21 protein-coding genes are annotated in these 18625 nt (G+C 61.3%); 17 read left to right on the top strand and 4 right to left on the bottom strand.

The annotated features are described in order from the left end of the window. Positions 1-190: 190 nt before the first annotated feature. The gene (gene hemN, locus AC2FNL_RS16400; RefSeq protein ID WP_496834333.1) at positions 191-1546 is read right to left on the bottom strand and encodes an oxygen-independent coproporphyrinogen III oxidase; all 1356 of its coding nucleotides are present in this window, start codon (positions 1544-1546) and stop codon (positions 191-193) included. A gap of 61 nt (positions 1547-1607) precedes the next feature. Here hemN and fnrL point away from each other — a divergent pair, with 61 nt between their 5' ends. Continuing rightward, a complete protein-coding gene (gene fnrL / locus AC2FNL_RS16395; RefSeq protein WP_496834331.1) occupies positions 1608-2351 on the top strand; it encodes a transcriptional regulator FnrL in 744 nt (247 codons plus the stop codon). Here the strand turns inward: fnrL and AC2FNL_RS16390 are convergent. Then, on the bottom strand, positions 2348-3220 hold the full coding sequence (locus AC2FNL_RS16390) for a LysR family transcriptional regulator (protein ID WP_496834329.1): 873 nt from the start codon (positions 3218-3220) through the stop codon (positions 2348-2350). The genes fnrL and AC2FNL_RS16390 overlap by 4 nt on opposite strands. Positions 3221-3318: 98 nt before the next feature. On the opposite strand from AC2FNL_RS16390, the gene glyA reads away from it, so the two are divergent. Beyond that, positions 3319-4641, top strand: a complete 1323-nt coding sequence (gene glyA, locus AC2FNL_RS16385) for a serine hydroxymethyltransferase (protein ID WP_496834328.1) — start codon at positions 3319-3321, stop codon at positions 4639-4641. Positions 4642-4699: 58 nt separating this feature from the next. Then, on the top strand, positions 4700-4954 hold the full coding sequence (locus tag AC2FNL_RS16380) for a GlsB/YeaQ/YmgE family stress response membrane protein (protein ID WP_093964328.1): 255 nt from the start codon (positions 4700-4702) through the stop codon (positions 4952-4954). 51 nt (positions 4955-5005) lie between these two features. Here AC2FNL_RS16380 and AC2FNL_RS16375 read toward each other — a convergent pair whose 3' ends face one another. After that, a complete protein-coding gene (locus AC2FNL_RS16375; protein WP_093964329.1) occupies positions 5006-5845 on the bottom strand; it encodes a universal stress protein in 840 nt (279 codons plus the stop codon). A 196-nt stretch (positions 5846-6041) separates the two neighbouring features. Here AC2FNL_RS16375 and ccoN point away from each other — a divergent pair, with 196 nt between their 5' ends. From ccoN to ccoP, 4 genes are read left to right on the top strand one after another with little or no spacing between them, the layout of a single operon-like run. Beyond that, complete coding sequence (gene ccoN, locus AC2FNL_RS16370; protein WP_093964421.1) at positions 6042-7649, top strand: cytochrome-c oxidase, cbb3-type subunit I; 1608 nt, start codon at positions 6042-6044, stop codon at positions 7647-7649. Positions 7650-7663: 14 nt separating this feature from the next. Then, positions 7664-8392 carry a cytochrome-c oxidase, cbb3-type subunit II gene (gene ccoO / locus AC2FNL_RS16365; protein WP_093964330.1) on the top strand — a complete coding sequence of 243 codons (729 nt, stop codon included), beginning with the start codon at positions 7664-7666 and terminating at the stop codon, positions 8390-8392. A gap of 11 nt (positions 8393-8403) precedes the next feature. After that, positions 8404-8589: a cbb3-type cytochrome c oxidase subunit 3 gene (locus AC2FNL_RS16360; protein ID WP_093964331.1), complete on the top strand. Its 186-nt coding sequence runs from the start codon at positions 8404-8406 to the stop codon at positions 8587-8589. Continuing rightward, on the top strand, positions 8586-9449 hold the full coding sequence (gene ccoP / locus AC2FNL_RS16355; protein WP_093964332.1) for a cytochrome-c oxidase, cbb3-type subunit III: 864 nt from the start codon (positions 8586-8588) through the stop codon (positions 9447-9449). The genes AC2FNL_RS16360 and ccoP overlap by 4 nt, the downstream gene beginning before the upstream one ends. A 150-nt stretch (positions 9450-9599) precedes the next feature. On the opposite strand, the gene AC2FNL_RS16350 is transcribed toward ccoP, so the two are convergent. Beyond that, complete coding sequence (locus AC2FNL_RS16350) at positions 9600-9761, bottom strand: hypothetical protein (RefSeq protein ID WP_005980631.1); 162 nt, start codon at positions 9759-9761, stop codon at positions 9600-9602. A 99-nt stretch (positions 9762-9860) separates the two neighbouring features. On the opposite strand from AC2FNL_RS16350, the gene AC2FNL_RS16345 reads away from it, so the two are divergent. From AC2FNL_RS16345 to rplA, 10 genes are all read left to right on the top strand, one after another. Beyond that, on the top strand, positions 9861-10736 hold the full coding sequence (locus AC2FNL_RS16345; RefSeq protein ID WP_496834327.1) for a LysR family transcriptional regulator: 876 nt from the start codon (positions 9861-9863) through the stop codon (positions 10734-10736). A 101-nt stretch (positions 10737-10837) separates the two neighbouring features. Then, positions 10838-12265 (top strand): cytochrome c oxidase accessory protein CcoG, encoded by a 1428-nt coding sequence (gene ccoG, locus AC2FNL_RS16340; RefSeq protein ID WP_496834325.1) that lies wholly within the window; start codon positions 10838-10840, stop codon positions 12263-12265. A 3-nt stretch (positions 12266-12268) separates the two neighbouring features. Next, complete coding sequence (locus AC2FNL_RS16335; RefSeq protein ID WP_496834324.1) at positions 12269-12727, top strand: FixH family protein; 459 nt, start codon at positions 12269-12271, stop codon at positions 12725-12727. Between the two features lie 4 nt (positions 12728-12731). Then, positions 12732-14909 carry a heavy metal translocating P-type ATPase gene (locus tag AC2FNL_RS16330; RefSeq protein ID WP_496834323.1) on the top strand — a complete coding sequence of 726 codons (2178 nt, stop codon included), beginning with the start codon at positions 12732-12734 and terminating at the stop codon, positions 14907-14909. Positions 14910-14914: 5 nt separating this feature from the next. Continuing rightward, positions 14915-15073: a cbb3-type cytochrome oxidase assembly protein CcoS gene (ccoS, locus tag AC2FNL_RS16325; RefSeq protein ID WP_093964337.1), complete on the top strand. Its 159-nt coding sequence runs from the start codon at positions 14915-14917 to the stop codon at positions 15071-15073. Positions 15074-15162: 89 nt separating this feature from the next. Further along, positions 15163-15360 (top strand): preprotein translocase subunit SecE, encoded by a 198-nt coding sequence (gene secE / locus AC2FNL_RS16320; RefSeq protein WP_093964338.1) that lies wholly within the window; start codon positions 15163-15165, stop codon positions 15358-15360. Between the two features lie 247 nt (positions 15361-15607). Beyond that, the gene (gene nusG, locus AC2FNL_RS16315; protein WP_093964422.1) at positions 15608-16141 is read left to right on the top strand and encodes a transcription termination/antitermination protein NusG; all 534 of its coding nucleotides are present in this window, start codon (positions 15608-15610) and stop codon (positions 16139-16141) included. Positions 16142-16362: 221 nt separating this feature from the next. After that, positions 16363-17190 (top strand): DUF2189 domain-containing protein, encoded by an 828-nt coding sequence (locus AC2FNL_RS16310; RefSeq protein WP_170369228.1) that lies wholly within the window; start codon positions 16363-16365, stop codon positions 17188-17190. A gap of 230 nt (positions 17191-17420) precedes the next feature. After that, entirely contained in the window at positions 17421-17870 is a 450-nt protein-coding gene (gene rplK, locus AC2FNL_RS16305; RefSeq protein ID WP_093964340.1) for a 50S ribosomal protein L11, read from the top strand. 1 nt (position 17871) lies between these two features. Further along, positions 17872-18570 (top strand): 50S ribosomal protein L1, encoded by a 699-nt coding sequence (gene rplA, locus AC2FNL_RS16300; RefSeq protein ID WP_170369229.1) that lies wholly within the window; start codon positions 17872-17874, stop codon positions 18568-18570. The last annotated feature ends 55 nt before the right edge of the window (positions 18571-18625 follow it).

Below are 18625 nucleotides of genomic sequence, written 5' to 3'. Positions count from 1 at the left end.
TGCAGAGTGGTTGCACGAAAGGCGCTGTCGGACGCGGATGCGCCGGCGAGTTTTGTCTGAATGATGGCCTGCCTCGGCGTCGGGCGGCCTGCCGCCCGTCTTCCGAGTGTGGGGAAAACCCACCGCGCGCGTCAACCCCCCGCTTTTTTGCATTGTGGCGACTGGCCGGCATGCGGCCTGCCGCCTGTCGTCAGATCGCCGAGCTGTGGCCCGCCTTGCTCAGGTCATAGGCGTCGAAGGTGCGGGCGATCATCCGGGTCAAGGCGCGCGCCTCGGGCGGGATGAACAGCCCGTCATCGGTGACTTGCAACAGCCCGTCGAAGGCGTCATTGGCGCGCTGGTACATCGCCGTCAGCTCGGCCGCCGAGATGTCGTGGTCGCGCAGGATTTCGGCCGTTTCGATGCGGAAGTCGCACATCAGGGCCTCGATCAAACGGGCGCGCAGAATGTCCTGATCCTTGAACAGATGCCCGCGCGAGGTCGAGAACCGGCCATCGCGTACCGCTTTGGTATGGGCCGACGTGGCTGGCGCGTTCTGCGCATAGCCCTGCGGGAAGCGCGAGATCGAGCTGGCGCCGACGCCGATCAGAACCTCGGCCTGGTCGTCGGTGTAGCCCTGGAAGTTCCGCTTGAGCCGCCCGGCTTTCAGTGCATGGGTCAGCCCGTCATCCCTGGTGGCGAAATGGTCGATGCCGATTTCTTCGTAATTGTCCCACAGGAACAGACGGCGGGCGGTATCGAACAGATCAAGCCGCTGTTCCGGCGTCGGCAGGGCGTCGGACGGGATCAGCTGCTGGCGTTTCGCCATCCACGGCACATGCGCGTAGCCATACAGGGCCACCCGGTCGGGGTTGAGCGACAGCAGCTTTTGCACGCTTTCGGTCATCCGCGCCTTGGTCTGGTGTGGCAGTCCATACAGGATGTCAGCGTTCAGGCTGGGCACGCCGCGCTCGCGGATCATGTCGATCGCCTCGCGGGTGGTGTCATAGCTCTGGATGCGCCCGATCGTCTTCTGGATCTCGTCATCGAAATCCTGAACCCCGATCGAGGCGCGGTTCATCCCGGCCTCGGCCAGCGCATCCAGTCGGGCGGCATCCACCTCGTTGGGGTCGATCTCGACCGAGAATTCCGCGTTGTGTCCCAGTGGGACAATGCCCAAAATATGCGCGGCCAGTTCGCGCATCAGGTCGGGGTTCAGCAGCGTGGGCGTGCCCCCGCCCCAATGCAGGCGCGACAGGGTCACTCCGCTGGGCAGGCGCGAGGCCAGCAGGTCCAACTCGGCCTTGAGGACATCGACATAGGCGATGACCGGGTTGTCGGTCTGGGTGCCCTGGGTGCGGCAGGCGCAGAACCAGCACAGCCGGCGGCAGAACGGCACATGGACATAGAGCGAGATCGAACTGCCCGGCCGGATGGCGGAAATCCAGTCGCCAAACATGTCGGGCCCCACGTCGTTGTTGAAGTGGGGGGCGGTCGGATAGCTGGTATAACGCGGTACCTTCGCGTCAAATAGTCCAAGCTTTGCCAATTGAGGTTTTACTATCATGACGACACCGGTATAGGCTCGACGACCAGAAAACCTTGACCGAGATCAAGTGGACGCGCGCATGACTCTGAATACCCCTGTTGACCACTCCAATTGCGAAGACTGCCCAATTCGGCATCGAGCCGTTTGCGCGCGCTGCGATGCGGACGAGTTGGTCGCTTTGGAAGAGATCAAGTATTACCGCAGCTTCGAGGCCGGTCAGACGATCATCTGGTCGGGCGATCAAATGAATTTCGTCGGCTCGGTCGTGTCCGGGATCGCGTCTCTGACCCAAACCATGGAGGACGGACGCACCCAGATGGTGGGCCTGCTGCTGCCCAGCGACTTCGTAGGGCGGCCGGGGCGCGACTCGGCGCCTTATGACGTGCAAGCCACCACCGACGTGGTCATGTGCTGTTTCCGCAAGAAACCGTTCGAGGACCTCATGGGCCGCACGCCGCATATTGCCCACCGCTTGCTGCAGATGACGTTGGACGAGTTGGACGCGGCGCGTGAATGGATGCTGGTTCTTGGCCGCAAGACCGCGCGCGAGAAGATTGCCAGCCTGCTGTCGATCATCGCGCGCCGGGATGCGTCTGCCAGCCAGAAGGGTTCATCCGGCCCAATCGTCTTCGACCTGCCGCTGACCCGCGAGGCGATGGCCGACTACCTTGGTCTGACGCTCGAAACCGTCAGCCGTCAGATATCTGCGCTGAAAAAGGATGAAGTGATCCTGCTGCAGGGCAAGCGCCACGTGACCGTTCCAGATATCGGCCGCCTGATGGAAGAGGCCGGGGATGATTCGGACGGCGGGTTTCTGGTCTAAGCGGTTTTTCTGAGCCACTCGACAACGCGCCCAACCGGTGTCTGCGACCGGACCGCACGTGGCGACCACAGCTTGAGCCTGTCGGGAAGAGTGACCACCGTTTCGAACGGAGCCACCAGTCGACCGCTGTCCAGATGCGGCTGAACCAGCGCCTTGTGTCCCATCAACACACCCGCACCGTTCAGCGCTTCTTCGACGGCCAGCGCGTACAAAGAGAAGACCGGTCCGCGGGGTGTGAACGTCCATCCGGGTCGCGCCGCGGCCACCCAGGTTTGCCAATCGTCGAACCAGGTAGAGTCGGACAGGCAGGTCACATTCGCCAGGTCCTCGGGCGTAGTCAGGCGACGCGCCAAGGCCGGCGCGCAAACCGGAAAGATGGCGTCTTCGGCGATGGGGTCCCCCAGGCCTCCGCCGAAAAACAGGTAGATGTCGAAGGGCGCACGCTTGAGGTTGGGCGGATTTTCCTCGGCCGTGAGTGAAACTTCGATTTCCGGCTCTGCGGCTCGAAGTTCGGGCAACCTTGGCGACAGCCATAGCTGTGCAATCGAGGGTAGCGTCACGATATGCACCACCTGCGGCTGTGCCTGGGCGCGCATTGTCAACGTGGCTTGTCCCAAGGTGTCGAAGGCCTTGGTCAGGTCTGGCAACGCCTTGTGCCCCAGCGCGGTCAGGGCAACGCCTCTCGCGGTGCGCTCGAACAGGGGCGCACCCAGTTCGTCTTCCAACGTTTTGACATGGGCTGATACCGCGCCTGCGCTGACGCCAAGTTCCGTGGCCGCCGCGGAGAATCCGCCCAGGCGGGCAGCGGCCTCAAACGCCCGCAGCGCGTTCAGAGGTAGGGGTTTGGGGCGCGGTGGAGCAACGGGCATGGATTTAGGCTCAATTTTGCTGACCCTAATTTTTCGGAAAACTGGTTTGCGCGCAAGTCAGGATCTTTGCATCGTTGGTCGCAAAGACGGAGTATCAGATGCAGCACCTTGCTCACCGTGCCTGGGTTCCGGGCCACTGCGAAAACCTTGTTCAGACCATCGCCCGGAAGGTTGCCGACAGCAGCTCGGAGGCGATTGAGGCCGGGATCGACGCGCTGATCGCGCGAAACTCGGATATTCATGATGCCGAGTGTTTCAATCTGAACCCGGCGACGAATGTCATGAATCCAAGGGCTGAAGCTGCACTCGCCGCGGGTCTGGGCAGTCGTCCATCTTTGGGCTATCCGGGCGACAAATACGAAATGGGGCTTGAGGCCATCGAGGAGATCGAGGTGATCGCGGCCGAGCTTGCGGCCCGCGTGTTCAACGCGCGATACGCCGAAATCCGGGTCGCATCCGGCGCCTTGGCCAATCTGTATGGCTTCATGGCTCTGACACGGCCCGGCGATACGATCATCGCGCCGCCGGCAGCGATCGGCGGGCACGTGACCCACCATCAGGGTGGCTGCGCAGGGCTTTATGGGCTGCAAACGATCAATGCACCAGTGGATGCGGACGGATACAGTCTGGATCTGGCCGCGCTGCGCGACATGGCCAGAACGCACCGGCCCCGGTTGATCACCGTCGGTGGCTCGCTGAACCTGTTTCCGCATCCTGTGTCGGCCGTGCGCGAAATTGCCGACGAAATCGGGGCCAAGGTTTTGTTCGATGCGGCCCACCAATGCGGGATCATTGCCAGCGGGGCTTGGGCGAATCCGTTGGATGAAGGCGCGCATCTGATGACGATGAGCACCTACAAAAGCCTGGGCGGCCCTGCGGGTGGGCTGATCGTCACCAACGACGCCGAAATTGCCGAACGGCTGGACGCCATCGCCTTTCCCGGAATGACGGCCAATTTCGATGCCGCGAAATCGGCGGCTCTGGCAATTTCGTTGCTGGACTGGGTCGACTGCGGGCCGGCCTATGGGCAAGCGATGATCGATCTTGCGCAGGCAATTGCCAGCGAGATGGAAGATCAGGGATTGCCAGTGTTCAAGGGGGCTGGTGGCGTCACCACCTCGCACCAATTCGCGCTGAAGGCCGCCGACTATGGGGGCGGGCAGGCGGTGTCAAAACACCTGCGGCGGGCTGGGTTCCTGGCATGTGGTATCGGTTTGCCGATCGCCTCGGTTGCGGGTGACATGAACGGATTGCGGATCGGAACGCCCGAGTTGGTCCGGCGGGGAGTGACCCCCGAACATGCCGGAGACCTTGTGGCCCTGTTCGCCGAGGCACTGTCGGCGGATGATCCCGCATCGGTTGCGCCCAAGGTGCGGGATCTGCGATCCGGGTTCCAGGGGATGCACTACGTTCGTGCGTGACCCAACGGCCCGGCCGTGTTCTAATGCCTTTGCGTGAAACAATATTCAGGAGCAAGGCATGGAATTCAGTAGCCTATTGGCAATGCTGATCATCGGCGCGATCGCGGGCTGGTTGTCGGGCAGGATCATGAAGGGGCGCGGCTTTGGCGTGATCGGGAACATCATCGTCGGGATCGTTGGCGCTTTTCTCGCCGGAACGATTTTTCCCGCACTCGGGTTTTCCGTCGGCGGCGGCATGGTGTCGTCGATCTTCTTTGCAACGATCGGAGCCGTCATCCTTCTGTTCCTGATCGGTTTGGTCAAAAAGGTCTGACGAAATAACCGCCCCGTCTGGGGCGGTTATTTCTTTTGCCGTGCCCGCAGTTCAGTGGGCCAGGAAAACCGGAACCGAGGACTGTTCCAACATGTTCCGTGTCGCGCCACCCAGAATGGCCTCGCGGAACCGCGAGTGACCATAGGCGCCCATCACGATCATGTCGGCTTCGACGTCTGCGGCGTGACGGTTCAGAATGTCGGACACACGCGTCATCGTCTTGCTCAGCACGTCGATTTCGCATTTCACGCCATGGCGGGACAGCATTTGCGACAGCATACCGCCCGGGTCCGAGCGATCAGGGCCGTGACGCGGCGGGTCGATCACGACGATCCGGGTCAGTTCGGCCGCCCGCAGGAACGGCAGCGCGCGCCGAATGGCATTCATCGCCTCGACACTCTCATTCCAGCCGATCAGCACCGTCCGAGGGCTGGCGAATGGTTTCGCCTCATCCGGTACCACCAGAACCGGGGCGTGACCCTCGAACATGGCGGCCTCGATGATCGGTTCGGCCTCGGCGCCGCGATCTTTGCCATAGGGCTGCGGCAAAACGACAAGGTCCGAGAAACGGGCCCGGTGCGCGACGTGCCGACCCAAGTCGGCGATCTGCGCCACGCCGTTTTCAGCGGACCAGCGTACGCCCGACTTGCCCAGGAAATCCTCGGCAAAGGTAAGCACTTCATCGGCCTCGGCATTTGCGCGCTTCAAGGTCTCCTGAAGGATCAGGGCGTTTGCGCCCGCGTAGTAGTAGCCGGTCTGGCTACGGTCGACACCGAGGCACAGCGCTTCGGCATGGCCGTCCTGCGCTTCGGCCAAGGCGACCAACTGGGCCAGAGCCGGCTTGGCAAACTTGGTTTCCGTCATGACGGTGAGAAGAGATTTATAAGCCATTTCGACCTCGTGTTTCGGGTTCTGAAACCTGTGCGACCAGGTAACCCATTCATTTGCTTATGCCTGTCACAGTTTTCAGGCTATTGTCTTGATGCAGATCAAAGCAGCATTGGTTGTGCATGGATCATACAGCAACCAGTCAACGAAAGCTCCATGCGGCACAAGAATCGCCCGGAGCATGGCAAAGGGACGCAATATGTCGAATTACATCAAGCTGATCGCGCTTGGTCTGGTCGTGCTGTTCGCAGCGATCGGATCCAACTATGCGCGGGATTTGGCGTATCAGGTGCACGCGATACTGGTGATGCTCATCGCCGGTGGCCTGTTCATCTGGACGCTGCGAAACACGGATGAGCCGGATATTCTTGTCGATCGTTCGGGTGAGTACATGGATGGCGTGATCCGCTATGGCGTGATCGCAACCGCCTTTTGGGGTGTCGTAGGGTTCCTGGTGGGAACCTTCATCGCGTTCCAGCTGGCCTTTCCGGTGCTGAACTTCGAATGGGCGCAGGGGCTTCTGAACTTTGGCCGGTTGCGCCCGCTGCACACATCAGCGGTCATTTTCGCGTTCGGCGGCAACGCCCTGATCGCCACATCCTTCTACGTCGTGCAGCGCACAAGCGCCGCGCGTCTGTGGGGCGGAAACCTTGCCTGGTTCGTGTTCTGGGGCTATCAGCTGTTCATCGTTCTTGCCGCGACCGGCTATGTGTTGGGCGGGACCCAGTCCAAGGAATATGCCGAGCCTGAATGGTATGTGGACCTGTGGCTGACCATCGTCTGGGTGGCCTATCTGGCCGTGTTTCTTGGGACGATCGTCAAGCGGAAAGAGCCCCACATCTATGTCGCGAACTGGTTCTACCTTGCGTTCATCGTTACCGTCGCGATGTTGCACCTTGTCAACAACATGACCATTCCAGTCAGCATCTGGGGTTCGAAATCGGTCATCGTCTGGTCGGGCGTTCAGGATGCCATGATCCAGTGGTGGTATGGGCACAACGCCGTGGGCTTCTTCCTGACCGCGGGCTTCCTGGGCATGATGTATTACTTCATTCCCAAGCAGGCCGAACGTCCGGTCTTCAGCTACAAGCTGTCGATCATCCACTTCTGGGCACTGATCTTCCTGTATATCTGGGCCGGTCCACACCACCTGCACTATACCGCGCTACCTGACTGGGCCTCGACGCTGGGCATGGTGTTCTCGGTCGTGCTGTGGATGCCTTCGTGGGGTGGCATGATCAACGGTCTGATGACCCTGTCGGGCGCTTGGGACAAGCTGCGCACCGACCCGGTCATCCGGATGATGGTGATCTCGGTCGGTTTCTACGGCATGTCCACCTTCGAAGGCCCGATGATGTCGATCCGCGCGGTGAACTCGCTGTCGCACTACACCGACTGGACCATTGGCCACGTGCACTCGGGCGCGCTGGGTTGGAACGGCATGATCACCTTTGGTGCGCTGTACTTCCTTGTGCCGGTTCTTTGGAAACGTGAGCGTCTGTACTCGCTGCAGATGGTCAGCTGGCACTTCTGGCTCGCCACCATCGGTATCGTGCTCTACGCCGCGTCGATGTGGGTCACCGGTATCATGGAAGGCCTGATGTGGCGCGAAGTGGATGCCAACGGCTTCCTGGTGAACTCGTTCGCCGACACCGTGGCGGCCAAGTTCCCGATGTATGTGGTGCGTGCGCTGGGCGGTGTTCTGTTCGTCGCTGGTGCGCTGATCATGTGCTACAACCTGTGGATGACCGTCCGGCGGGCCCCGGCCAAAGAGGCCAGCCTGACCGTCGCGGTCCCGGCTGAATAAGGAGGGCCGGAGCAATGGCAATTCTCGACAAACACAAGATCCTCGAGACCAACGCGACCCTCCTGCTGATCTTCAGCTTCCTGGTCGTGACCATCGGTGGCATCGTTCAGATCACCCCGCTGTTCTACCTTGAGAACACAATCGAGAAGGTGGAGGGCATGCGCCCTTACACCCCGCTCGAGATGGCGGGGCGTGAGATCTACATCCGCGAAGGCTGCTATGTCTGCCACAGTCAGATGATCCGCCCGATGCGGGACGAGGTCGAGCGCTATGGCCACTACTCGCTGGCGGCCGAGTCGATGTACGACCACCCGTTCCAGTGGGGGTCCAAACGCACCGGGCCTGATCTGGCCCGTGTGGGTGGCCGCTACTCGGATCAATGGCACGTGGACCATCTGCGTGATCCGCAATCGGTGGTGCCGGAATCCGTGATGCCGAAATACGGCTTCCTGGAAAACCGCAAGATCGACGGCCGGTATATCGGTGACATCATGGCCACCAATGCGGTTTTGGGCACGCCCTATACGGACGAGATGCTGGAAAACGCAGTTGCCGATTTCCGCGCGCAGGCCGATCCGGACAGCGACTATGACGGGCTGCTGGAGCGTTATGGCGAAAACGTCAACGTGCGCAACTTCGATGGTCAGCCGGAACTGACCGAAGCCGATGCGTTGGTTGCATATCTGCAGATGCTGGGAACGCTGGTCGACTTCTCGACCTTCACCCCGGATGCAAGCCGCTAAAGGAGGGTGTAATGGAAGAATACACGATCCTGAGGCAATTCGCGGATAGCTGGATGCTGCTTCTGTTGTTCGCCTTCTTTGTCGGCATCGTCATCTGGGTGTTCCGCCCCGGTGCCAGCAAGGAATACAAGGACACCGCAAACATCCCGTTCCGGCATCAAGACAAACCCGCCACATCCGAGGAGGCGCGGAAATGAGCAAGACACCTGAAAAACAGCCGGGTGATCCCAAGACGACCGGTCACAGCTGGGATGGCATTGAGGAATTCGACAACCCGATGCCGCGTTGGTGGTTGTGGACCTTCTACGCGACCATCTTCTGGGGTGTGATCTACACGATCATGTATCCGGCGTGGCCGCTGGTGCAATCTGCAACCGCCGGTGTGCTTGGCTGGTCCTCGCGTGAACTGGTGCAGAAGGAGATGGTTTCGTTTGAAGAGGCCAACGCTCCGTGGAACGCCAAGCTGGTCGAGACACCGCTGGATGATATCGCCAAGGATGCCGAGCTGCAGCAATATGCGGTCAACGCCGGTGGTGCCGTGTTCCGCACCTGGTGCGCTCAGTGCCACGGTTCGGGCGCGCAGGGCGCAAAGGGTTTCCCGAACCTTCTGGACGACGCCTGGCTGTGGGGCGGCACCTTGGATGACATCGTCACCACGGTCAGCTACGGCATTCGCAACGAAGAAAGCGACGACGCGCGCTACTCCGAAATGCCGGCGTTCGGCGAGATCCTCGAGTCCGAGGAAATCACCCAGGTCGTGCAATATGTGATGTCGCTGACCAAAGCCCAAACCGACGATGCTGCGGCGCAGGCGGGCAAGGTTGTCTACGAGGACAATTGCGCGGCCTGTCACGGTGAAGACGGCAAAGGCGATATCGCGCAGGGCGCGCCGAACCTGACGGATGCGATCTGGCTGTATGGCGGCGATGAGAAAACGCTGACTGAAACGGTGACCTACAGCCGGTTTGGCGTCATGCCCCCCTGGGACACGCGTCTGACCGAGGCGCAGATCCGCGCCGTGTCGGCCTATGTCCACCAGTTGGGTGGCGGTCAATAAAATCCAGGAACACCTTCGGGCGGCGTGCCGCCCGAAGGCCTAGGTGCCGGCTGTTCCATCTGTTCGCGCGTTTCCTGAACAGCCGGCACCGCATTTTCCGAAAATAGTGCTGACAATGGCCCCGGTCCAGCGCGGGCACGCAAACCGATCCTAAAGGTTGCGCGGATCCAACTCGCGGCTCTTGCTGATCCACCAGTGTCCGGCGGGCAGCCATCTTTTCCTTTTTGGCGCATTCGGTTTGGGCGCGTCGCGCAGCTTGGGGGCGTTCAACCGCGTGGCGGTCATGAAGGAAGCAGCGTAGATGTTCAGCATGGTCTTTCTCCTGATGCGATGAACTCGGGTTCCAGCATCGGCTCTTGACCGGATATTTGCGACTCAATTACCGTGTTCAGATGTAAGCAGAGGTTACATATGGACTGGCTGAACCTTCCGCCCTTGTCGGCGCTACGGGCTTTCTCTGCTTTTGCCGAGCACAGAAATATCGTCAAGGCCGGCGATGCGTTGAATGTAAGTCATGCCGCCATAAGCCAGCAGTTGCGCGCGCTTGAGGCGCATCTGGGCGTGACCCTGTTGGACCGGTCGGGCAAAACGCTGGTCCTGACGTCGGATGGCGAACACCTGGCCCGCAGCGTTCAGCTGGGGTTTGGCGCCATCCATGCGGCGGTCTCGGACCTGGTGCACGCGGGAGAGGATCGGCCGGTGCACGTCTCGCTGACCTCCTCATTTGCAGCTTCATGGCTGATGCCGCGGCTGCCGATTTTCCGGTCGGATCACCCCGGGATAGATCTGACCTTGGATCCGTCACCGGAACTGGTCGATCTGCGCCCCGGCGGGGTGGATGTCGCGATTCGATACGGGGCGGGCGGTTGGCCGGGCGTCCGGTCCGAGATGTTGTTGAAAACCCCGATGGTCATCGTTGCCGCGCCCAGTCTTCTGGGTTCCAAGTCCGAGTGGCCGGCGGCTGATCTGGCCCGTTTGCCGTGGCTGGAAGAGGTGGGCACGACCGAAGCCAGCACATGGCTGGCACAACATGGGACGGCCATGGACCCCGGCGCTGGACGGACCAGTCTGCCGGGCAATCTGGTCCTTGAGGGCGTGCGCGCGGGGCAGGGGGTCACGGTGACGGTGCGACATTTCGTCGAACGTGATATCGTGGCCGGAAGACTAGTTGAACTTCATGTCGCACCGGACGCCCGAGGCTACCACATCGTGACGGCGCAAACGCCGCAGAGAAAGGCGGTGAAGACGTTCGTCGGGTGGCTGAAACGCCAAGCGAACCAGGTGTGACAAAAGGTGTCTGCGCGATGCGCTTTTGACCCATGTCAAAGTTGTCCGGTGTATGATCTGGAACAAGTCGCCCGACAAACAGCAAGATCCGGAGCCATGCCGTGAGCGATCACACCCCAGCCCCCAGCCTTTACGCCGCAAGGGAACCGATCTTTCCACGGCGCGTTTCCGGCAAGTTTCGGAACCTCAAATGGATCATAATGGCCGTCACGCTTGGCATTTACTATGTGACGCCGTGGATCCGGTGGGATCGGGGGCCTAGCCTTCCGGATCAGGCGGTGCTGCTGGATCTTGCGAACCGCCGCTTTTACTTCTTCTGGATCGAGATCTGGCCACACGAATTCTACTTTGTGGCCGGTCTGCTGATCATGGCCGGCTTGGGGCTGTTCCTGTTTACGTCGGCCTTGGGGCGGGTGTGGTGCGGCTATGCCTGCCCACAGACGGTTTGGACCGACCTTTTCATTCTGGTCGAGCGCTGGATCGAAGGCGATCGAAACGCCCGCCTGCGCCTGCATCGTCAGAAGAAGCTGGATTTCCGCAAGGCTCGCCTGCGATTGACCAAATGGGTGGTCTGGTTCCTGATCGGTCTGGCGACCGGCGGGGCCTGGGTGTTCTATTTCGCGGATGCGCCGACCCTTGCGCGGGACCTTGTGACTGGCAACGCTCATCCGGTCGCCTATACCACCATGCTGGTTCTGACCGGCACGACCTTTTTCTTCGGCGGGTTCGCGCGAGAGCAGATCTGCATCTATGCCTGTCCGTGGCCGCGAATTCAGGCGGCGATGATGGACGAGGACACGCTGGTGGTTGGCTACCGAGAGTGGCGGGGCGAGCCGCGCGGCAAGGGCAAACGGACGGCCGACTCTGAACTGGGCGACTGCATCGACTGCATGGCCTGCGTCAATGTCTGCCCGGTCGGGATCGACATCCGTGATGGCCAACAGCTGGAGTGCATAACCTGCGCGCTGTGCATCGATGCCTGCGACGACATGATGGCCAAGATCGGCAAGCCGCGCGGTTTGATCGACTATATGGCGCTCAGCGACGAAACGCGTGAACGCGCGGGCCACCCCCCAAAAAATGTGTGGAAGCACATCCTGCGGCCCCGGACGATCATGTATACCGCGCTTTGGTCGCTGGTGGGTTTTGGCCTGCTGTTTGCGCTGTTCATCCGGTCGGATATCGATCTGACGGTGGCGCCAGTGCGCAATCCGACATTCGTGACCATGTCCGACGGTTCGATCCGCAACACCTACGACGTGCGGTTGCGGAACAAACATGGCGAAGACCGCCTGTTCAAACTGTCTCTGGTCGGTGACCCAAGCCTGCAGGTTCAGATTGAAGGAACGGAACTGGATACGGTAAATGTAACTGCGGACACGGCACAGTTGACCCGGGTCTACATCGTCGCCACGAAAGATACAGCGCCCGCAATGGCTGAAACGACACCGGTCCGGATCTGGGTCGAAGACCTGCAAAGCGGCGAGCGCGCCTACAAAGACACCACGTTCAACGGGCGGGGGAACTGAATAATGGCCGAGCGCAAATTCACCGGAAAGCACGCTCTTGCGGTTTTTGTCGGGGCCTTCGGGGTCATCATCGCAGTCAATCTGGTGCTGGCCTACAAGGCAGTCGCGACATTCCCCGGGCTCGAGGTCAAGAACTCCTACGTTGCCAGTCAGGAGTTCAATGAAAAGCTGCAGGAGCAGCAGTCTCTGGGCTGGGGTGCAGAGGTGGAAACCAAGGGCGGCCTGCTGATCCTTCGCATCACGGATGCGCAAGGCGTGCCTGTGCGGGTGGCCGAACTGCAGGCCGTGGTCGGCCGCGCAACTCATATGCGCGAGGATTTTTCGCCGGACTTCACCTTTGACGGTGTGGCGTATTCCACCCCGGCGACGCTTGGAAAAGGCAACTGGAATGTCCGTATTGTCGCGCGCGATGCGGACGGCGCGGAATTCAGTCGGCGCATTCCGTTGTACATCAAGGGTTAGGCTAATGTCGTCGCAGGTGACATCCGGGACCGCAGCCTGTCCGGGCTGCATCGCGGCTCCCGCGGAACCGGCCAGGCCGGTTCCGGTCGACGTTCAGATCGCGCTGTCACTGCCGGGCATTCATTGCTCGGCCTGTATTGCCAATGTCGAACGTGCGTTGAACGCGCACCCCGGCGTACAGGACGCGAGGGTCAACCTGACGCTCAAGCGCGCTCTGATCAAGGCGGGGCCCGAGGTTCGGGCAACGGATCTGATCCCGGTCCTCGATCGGGCCGGGTACGAGGCGCATGAGCTGGATCCGGGTGCTCTGTCAGCCACGCAATCGGACAAGGCCGGACGGGATCTGCTGATGCGCCTCGCGGTCGCCGGCTTTGCATCGATGAACGTTATGCTGCTGTCTGTGTCCGTCTGGTCCGGCGCCACCGACGCGACGCGCGACATGTTTCACTGGATTTCGGCCGCCATCGCCCTTCCGGCCATCGCGTTCTCGGCCCAACCGTTTTTTGCCAACGCGTGGAGCGCGCTGCGTGTTCGCCGCCTGAACATGGACGTGCCGATCGTTCTGGCGATCTTGCTGGCCTTAGTCACTTCGCTTTGGGAAACGGCGCTGAGCGGTGAGCACGCCTATTTCGATGCGGCTTTGACCCTGACCTTCTTTCTGCTGGCGGGGCGCTATCTGGATTACCGCACCCGTGCCGCGGCCCGCTCCGCCGCGGAAGAGCTGACAGCCCTCGAGGTGCCGCGCGCTATCCGTCTTGTTGAAGGGACCGAGCACGAGGTCGCTGTTGCCGAACTGGCCGTCGGTGACCTGATCCTGGTGCGACCCGGGGGGCGGATGCCGGTGGACGGCAAGATCGTGACCGGCGAATCCGAGTTGGACCGGTCGTTGCTGACCGGTGAAACCCTGCCGGTATTTGCCCAGCCGGGCACGCAAGTCAGCGCGGGTGAGGTCAACCTGACCGGGCCGCTGACCATTCAGGCAACGGCGGTGGGCGAAGAGACTTCGCTGCACCGCATGGCCGATCTTGTGGCCATCGCGGAATCCGGACGGTCGCGTTATACGTCCTTGGCGGACAAGGCGGCCAAGCTTTATGCCCCCGGGGTTCATATCTTGTCCGCACTCAGTTTTGTTGGCTGGTACATCTATTCTGGCGATTTGCGCACAGCGCTGAACATCGCCGCCGCTGTGCTGATCATCACCTGCCCCTGTGCGTTGGGGTTGGCGGTTCCTGCGGTCACCACCGCGGCCTCGGGGCGGCTGTTCCGCAAGGGGATGCTGATCAAGGACGCCACGGCGTTGGAGCGGTTGGCCGAGATCGACACCGTGGTGTTCGACAAGACCGGAACGCTTACCTCGGGCGCGCCGGAACTGGTCAACGGTGGCGAACACACAGGCCGCGAGTTCGAGATCGCTCTGGCCTTGGCACAGGCTTCGGCGCATCCGCTGGCGGTTGCCCTGACCCAGGCCGCTCGGGCCGAGGGGTATACCCCGGCCGATGTTGAAAACGTCACCGAGATTCCCGGTCATGGGACCGAGGGCCAGTTTCAGGGGCAACTCGTGCGGCTGGGCCGGGCCGAATGGGTGGGCGCGACGGAAGGTGATCACACCGCGGCCTGGTTGGCGGTCGGAGGCGATCGCCCGGTCGAGTTCCGCTTTGCCGACTCTTTACGCCCGGGTGCCGCCGACGCGGTTGCGGCTTTGCGCGATGCGGGCAAGGACGTCATCCTCATGTCCGGGGACACGACCAACGCCGTGAAAGCTCTGGCCGAGAAGCTGGGGATCGAGACCTGGATCGCGCGGGCACTGCCGCAGGATAAGGCGCGACACATTCAGAAGCTGGCAGGCCAAGGCCGCCGGGTGTTGATGGTCGGCGACGGGCTGAACGATACAGCCGCGCTGGCGGCGGCCCATGCCTCGATCTCTCCGGCTTCGGCACTGGATGCGGCCCGCGTGGCTTCGGACATCGTTCTGCTGGGCAATGACCTGTCGCCGATCGCCGATGCCTGCCATACTGCTGTCCGGGCGACGAAGCGCATCCGCGAGAATTTTCAGATTGCGACGATCTACAATGTCATCGCGGTGCCTTTGGCCGTTGCCGGCCTTGCGACGCCCTTGATCGCGGCCTTGGCGATGTCCACATCGTCGATTACCGTATCCCTGAACGCTCTGCGCCTGAGGTGATCCGAATGGAAGTTCTGGCCTATCTGATACCGATTTCGCTGCTGTTGGGCGGTGTTGGGCTGGTGGCGTTCATCTATACGGTCCGCAGCAACCAATATGACGACCCCGAAGGCGATGCCCGACGGATTCTGAGCAACGAGTGGGATGATCGCCCCAAGTCCTGACCGGGTGCAATCGTGATGCCGACGGCCCTTGAAATTGCCGCAATGCCCGGCTATGTCCGGCCCATCCGCTAGCAGAGAGACCAAGCCTAATGGCCACCACAAACCCGATCCAGTTCATTCAGCAAGTCCGTGCCGAAGTTGCAAAGGTCGTCTGGCCGACGCGGCGCGAGGTCCTGCTGACCACGGTCATGGTGTTCATCATGGCGGCACTGACAGCCGTGTTCTTTGCTCTGGTGGATCTGGGCATTCGCGGCGGTCTGCAACTGATCCTGGGTATGTTCAGCTAAGGCCGACTGCCGGGTCCCGTCGGATCGCGCCGAGACGCGCCCGTTTCGGGTGCTGGACCGGCACTGCCCCCTTGCACAGCAGGCAATGTCAGAGTAGTTGACGCGGGACCTTTCGGGATGGGCGTGCGGCGATTCGGACTGCGCGCCGCTTTTTATTCCGGAACCCGCGGCCGGGCCGCGACAAAATTTCAATTCAGGTGCGTCCGCCCGACGCGGCGCGCCAAAGGCAAACAAGGACGACAGGTTCATGGCGAAACGGTGGTACTCGGTCAGCGTTCTTTCGAATTTCGAAAAGAAGATCGCAGAGCAGATCCGCACGTCGGTGGCCGAGCACGGCCTTGAGGACGAGATCGACGAGGTTCTGGTTCCCACCGAAGAGGTGATCGAGGTGCGCCGGGGCAAAAAGGTCACGACTGAACGCCGTTTCATGCCCGGCTACGTTCTGGTGCACATGGAAATGTCGGATCAGGGCTATCACCTGATCAACTCGATCAACCGGGTCACCGGTTTCCTGGGTCCGCAGGGCCGCCCGATGCCGATGCGCGACGCCGAGGTGAACCAGATCCTCAACCGTGTTCAGGAAGGTGAGGAAGCACCCAAGCTGATGATCAGCTTCGAAGTTGGCGAGAAGGTCAAAGTCAACGACGGCCCGTTCGAGGATTTCGACGGTATGGTCGAGGGCGTGGACGACGAGAACCAGAAGCTGAAAGTTACCGTCTCGATCTTCGGGCGCGAAACTCCGGTCGAACTGGACTTTACGCAGGTCACCAAGCAGAGCTGATTTTTCTTTCAGGAACTGACTTTGCAGGAATCGAACGCGCCGCCGTAACAGGCGGCGCAACTGTTTCATGTGGTTGCCGGTAAGGTTTCGCCACAGCCTTGGCCGCTTGCCCTAACTCCTTGCCTGATGCACACTTATACTTGGTACAGGCATGACCGTTGCGCAGCCGGGCTCATGGGCCAGAGGATTTGCGCGCAGTGATGCTTTGGGAGGACTCTGTCATGACATCCAAGGCTGCAGGCCCCGCGCCACCCGACAGGCCGACCCCGCCTCAGCGGACGATGCCTGTGGTCAACACGGTCACCGCCGCCGACATCACCGACTCGCTGAAGGCCGGGTTTTCCGACTTCCTGGCGCGTCCCATCATGAGCGGCTTTTTCGGACTGTTCTATGCCGTCTTCGGATTTCTGCTGGTCTGGAGCCTGGTCTGGCTTGGCAAGATTTGGATGATCATTCCCGCCGTCGTGGGATTTCCGCTGGTCGCCCCCTTCGCTGCTGCAGGCCTCTATGAGATGTCGCGTCGACTTCAGGCCGGAGAGGATTTTGGCTGGTCGGAAATACTGACGGTCATGGCCAATCAGCGTAAGCGGGAAATGGGCTGGATGGCCTTCGTTACGCTGTTCGTTTTCTGGGTATGGATCTACCAGGTTCGGCTTTGGTTGGCGATCATCCTGCAGAATGCCTCGTTTTCGGATTTCGATGGGTTCCTGAACACCGTGTTCTTTACCCCCCAAGGCTGGGCTTTCCTGGCTGTTGGCACCTGCGTCGGTGCGTTTCTGTCCGCCGTACTGTTTTCGGTGACTGTTGTTGCCATGCCCTTGCTGCTGGATCGCGACACCGATTTCGTAACGGCCATGCTTACATCGCTCCGCGTTGTCGCCGAAAGCCCTGTGGTCATGCTAGGCTGGGCGGCCATCATCTCGGTCACTATGCTGTTGTCGTTGGTGCCGGCGTTCCTTGGGCTTGTCTTTACGTTGCCGATCCTTGGGCATACCACTTGGCATCTCTACCAGCGCGCCGTGCAGCCGGAGTCGTCTGCCGGTCCATAGCGGGGGCGGGGCCTGCATGCCGACGGACGCCGTTGGGAAGGAGGCTTCGCCAGCCATCCTGTTTTCAGTGGCATGCTCTTGCCAACCCATTCGTTCCCCTGTAAACGCCGCCCCTATCGTCTTCGGGCGAGATTCTCTCGTGGGAGATCGCAGGGATCGCGATTCCGGATCGGACCACGCAACATAAAACCGGATGGGACGCGTCCCATTCACGTTGAAAGGAAAACCAAATGGCCAAGAAGCTTGCTGGTACGATGAAGCTGCAGGTTCCTGCAGGTCAGGCGAACCCGTCGCCGCCAGTTGGTCCGGCGCTGGGTCAGCGCGGCATCAACATCATGGAATTCTGCAAGGCGTTCAACGCCAAGACCGCAGACATGGAGCCCGGCGCTCCGTGCCCGACCGTGATCACCTACTATCAGGACAAGTCCTTCACCATGGACATCAAGACGCCTCCCGCGTCTTACTACCTGAAGAAGGCGGCCGGTCTGAAGCCGGTCGGCAAGCGTAACCGCCCTCGTGGCGCGGAGAACCCCGGCCGTGAGACCGTGGCAACCGTAACCACCAAGCAGGTGCGCGAGATCGCCGAAGCCAAAATGAAGGATCTGAACGCCAACGACGTCGAAGGCGCAATGAAGATCATCCTGGGCTCGGCCCGTTCCATGGGCATCGAGGTGAAGTAAGATGGCAAAACTCGGTAAACGTACCCGCGCAGCGCGCGAAGCCGTCGCCGGCAAGGAAAACCTGTCGGTCGAAGAGGCAGTTGCACTGGTCAAGGCCAACGCAACGTCGAAGTTTGACGAAACCATCGAAATCGCCATGAACCTGGGCGTCGACACCCGTCACGCAGACCAGATGGTGCGCGGCGTCGTCGGTCTGCCGAACGGCACCGGCAAGGACATGCGCGTTGCTGTCTTCGCGCGCGGCCCCAAGGCTGACGAGGCGAAAGAAGCCGGTGCGGACATCGTCGGCGCCGAGGACCTGATGGAAAGCATCCAGGCCGGCAACATCGACTTTGACCGTTGCATCGCAACCCCGGACATGATGCCGATCGTCGGCCGTCTGGGTAAGGTTCTGGGCCCCCGCAACCTGATGCCGAACCCCAAGGTTGGCACCGTGACCATGGACGTGAAAGCGGCCGTGGAAGCAGCCAAGGGTGGTGAAGTTCAGTTCAAGGCGGAAAAAGGTGGTGTCGTGCACGCAGGCGTTGGCAAGGCGTCGTTCGACGAAGCCAAGCTGGCAGAAAACGTCCGTGCCTTCATCTCGGCCGTTGCCAAGGCGAAGCCGTCGGGCGCCAAGGGCACCTATATGAAGAAAATCGCGCTGAGCTCGACCATGGGCCCCGGCGTGACCGTGGATGTGGCGCAAGCTGCGGGCGAATAAGCCGACACGTTCTTTCGAAAAGTCGAACCCCGGGCGGTCATGCTGCCCGGGGTTT

Source organism: Ruegeria sp. CRTD044 (genome assembly GCF_059613485.1).
The sequence above is the reverse complement of the archived record's forward strand: the minus strand, read 5'-3'. Positions and strand labels throughout refer to the sequence as shown.